The sequence below is a fragment of the Herbaspirillum sp. UBA812 genome (assembly GCF_002296545.1).
GTDB lineage: Bacteria > Pseudomonadota > Gammaproteobacteria > Burkholderiales > Burkholderiaceae_D > Herbaspirillum > Herbaspirillum huttiense.
This window is the reverse complement of sequence record NZ_DBIC01000331.1, coordinates 1-3,058: the sequence shown is the minus strand read 5'-3', so window position 1 is coordinate 3,058 and position 3,058 is coordinate 1. Positions and strand designations below refer to the sequence as shown.

The window sequence follows — 3,058 nt, the reverse complement described above, 5'->3', positions numbered from 1 at the left end:
GAAGATCACCATCACCACCAGCGCCACCGAGAGCAGCAGTTCGAACTTCACGTCCTCCACCGAGGCGCGGATGGTGGTGGTGCGGTCGGTCAGGATATGGACATCGATGGCGCCCGGCAGGCTGGCCTGCAGCTGCGGCAGGATCTTCTTGATGCTGTCGACCACGGCGATCACGTTGGCACCCGGCTGGCGCTGGATGTTCACGATCACCGCCGGCTGCTGGTTCGCCCAGGCGCCGAGGCGGACGTTTTCTGCACCATCGATCACATCGGCCACATCCGAGACGCGGATGGGCGCACCGTTCTTGTAGGCAATGATGAGGTTGCGGTATTCATCGGCCGAACGCAGCTGGTCGTTGGCATCGATGGTGGAGGCGCGCGTGGGGCCGTCGAAACTGCCCTTGGCCTGGTTGACGTTGGCGTTGCCAATGGCGGTGCGCACGTCATCCAGGTTGAGACCGAGCGCGGCTACCGCACGCGGATTCAACTGCATGCGCACGGCCGGACGCTGGCCGCCCGACAGGCTCACCAGACCAACGCCGGACAATTGCGAAATCTTTTGCGCCAGGCGGGTATCGATCAGGTCCTGCACCTTGGGCAAGGGAATGGTCTTGGAGGTGACCGCCAGCGTGATGATGGGCGTATCAGCCGGATTGACCTTGCTGTAGACCGGCGGCATCGGCAGGTCCGAGGGCAGCAGGTTGCTGCCGGCGTTGATGGCGGCCTGCACTTCCTGCTCGGCCACGTCCAGGCTGAGATCCAGATTGAATTGCAGCGTGATCACCGAAGCCCCGCCGGAGCTGGTGGAGGACATCTGCTTCAAGCCCGGCATCTGGCCGAATTGGCGTTCCAGGGGCGCGGTGACCGAGGAGGTCATCACGTCCGGACTGGCGCCGGGATAGAGCGTGACCACCTGGATGGTCGGGTAATCGACTTCGGGCAGGGCCGACAGCGGCAGGAGCCGGTAGGCCACGATGCCCACCAGCAGGATCGCCAGCATCAGCAAGGATGTGGCGACCGGCCGCAGGATGAACTGGCGCGAGGGATTCATGCGTGAGCCTTGTGCTTACTTGGCGCCGTTGGCGTTGCCTGCATTGTTGGCGGGGGTATTGCTGCCGTTGCCACCACCGGCAGCCGCTTCACGCTGGCGGCGCAGCTCCATCATCTTCTGGCGGCGCTGGTCTTCGGGCAGCTTCTTGATCTCTTCGCCGAATTCACCGGCGTCGATGCGCTTGTTGATTTCGGCCCAGCGTTTCTGGCGTTCTTCCGGACTCAGGTTGGCTTGACCGCCCTGCCCGCCCTGTCCTGCCTCACCGGCCTGGCCGCGCTTGCCATGGCGGCGTTCGGGATTCTCGGTAGTCAGCTTGTTGGCCGGATCATCCGCGCCACCACGGGCCACCGCTTCCACCTTGGCGCCTTCGCGCAGGCGGTCGATACCGTCGATGACCACGGTTTCACCGGCAGCGATGCCATCGGTGATGACGGTCTGGTCATCCTGCACCGGACCGGTCTTGACCGGACGCACGGTGACGGTGTTGTCTTCCTTGACCACATACACGAACAGGCCCTTCGACCCGCGCTGGATGGCCGCCGTCGGGATGACGATGGCCCCCTCCTCGGTCTTGAGCTGCAGACGGATGTTGACGAACTGGCTGGGGAAGAGCGCGTAATCGGTATTGGGGAACTGGGCCTTGAGCTTGACGGTGCCGGTAGTCGAATCCACCACGTTGTCGATGGTCAGCAGCACGCCGTCGGCCAGTTTCTTCTTTTGCTCGCGGTCCCAGGCCTGGGCCGGCAGCTTGCGGCCGCTCTGCAGTTGCTGCAAGACCTTGGGGATATTGTCTTCGGGGATGCTGAAGATGGCCGTGATCGGCTGCAGTTGCGTGATGATGACCAGCCCGTTGGTATCGCTGGTTGTGACGTTGTTGCCCACATCGGCCTGGCGCAGACCGAGGCGGCCGCTGATCGGCGCGGTCACGCGGGTGAACGACAGTTGCAGGCGGGCGCTGGCGACGCTGCCCTCATCGGCCTTGACTGTTCCTTCGTATTGCTTGACCAGCGCGGCCTGAGTATCGACCTGCTGGCTGGCAATCGAGTCCTGCGACAGCAGGGTCTGGTAACGCTTCAGGTCCAGGCGGGCCGAGGCCAGCAAGGCGCGGTCGCGCGCCAGTTGCCCTTCGGCCTGGGTCAACGCGGCCTGCAGCGAGCGCGGATCGATCTCGGCCAGCAGCTCGCCGGCCTTGACCACCTGGCCTTCCTTGTAATGCAGCTTCATCAGCTGGCCATCCACACGGGCCCGCACGGTGGCCGTGGCGGTCGGGGTCACGGCCCCCAGGCCATTGAGGAAGACATCGACGTTCTGCACCTGAGCCTTGGCCACGCCGACCGGCATGGTCTGGCTCGCGAAGGCGCCGGGACCGCCGGGACGGCGCGCGCCCGGTCCACCGGGGCCGCCTGCGCCAGGGCGTCCGCCCGGGCCGCCCATGGCAGCCATCTGCTCCTGATCGGCCTTCTTCTTGGACCACCACTTGTAGCCGCCACCGGCCGCCAGCGCCGCCACCAGGACCCAGAACCACCAGCGGCGCAGGATGCTGCCGCGAGACGAAGCGTTGGAGGGAGACGGCTGCTTGGAATTGGGAGTATTTGTCATGTCAGGAAAACCAGTGAACCATCACGTCATCAAGTAATCACGTCAGCGGGCCGCCACCATGGCAGCCCGCCGGCATTTATCAGCGCTTTTTTATGTATTTCTTTCAGTACAGATTGCTGTACTGCCTTCTGCTCTTTTTTCTGTACAACGTTTTGCACAGGAATCTGTGCAGGATTCTGTACATTTTTCTGTCTTTCACGACAGGCAAAACGCCAGCTGAAAACACAAGCGAAGGCGGCCCCTCCTGCCGGAGCAAGGCCGCCCGCCGTCATTCTCTCCGACCAGCCTGACAGCCGTGCAACATTGTCGGCCAGCCACCCCGCGTCCGGGTTGGCACGCAGTGTACCCAGCTATTGCCCGGCTTGCACGGGCTACCAACAAGAACAGCCTTGCGGGGGGACGCAAGGCT

The 3,058-nt window shown here is 63.9% G+C and carries 3 protein-coding genes; all 3 read right to left on the bottom strand.

What is annotated here, in order from left to right:
• Positions 1 to 1,050 (bottom strand): efflux RND transporter permease subunit (locus B3873_RS22435; RefSeq protein ID WP_286869173.1); only part of this gene is annotated, 1,050 nt, incomplete at its 3' end.
• Positions 1,051 to 1,065: 15 nt separating this feature from the next.
• Positions 1,066 to 2,649 carry an MdtA/MuxA family multidrug efflux RND transporter periplasmic adaptor subunit gene (locus B3873_RS22430; protein ID WP_286869172.1) on the bottom strand — a complete coding sequence of 528 codons (1,584 nt, stop codon included), beginning with the start codon at positions 2,647 to 2,649 and terminating at the stop codon, positions 1,066 to 1,068.
• Positions 2,650 to 2,678: 29 nt separating this feature from the next.
• The gene (locus B3873_RS22425; protein WP_286869171.1) at positions 2,679 to 2,921 is read right to left on the bottom strand and encodes a hypothetical protein; all 243 of its coding nucleotides are present in this window, start codon (positions 2,919 to 2,921) and stop codon (positions 2,679 to 2,681) included.
• Positions 2,922 to 3,058 lie beyond the last annotated feature (137 nt).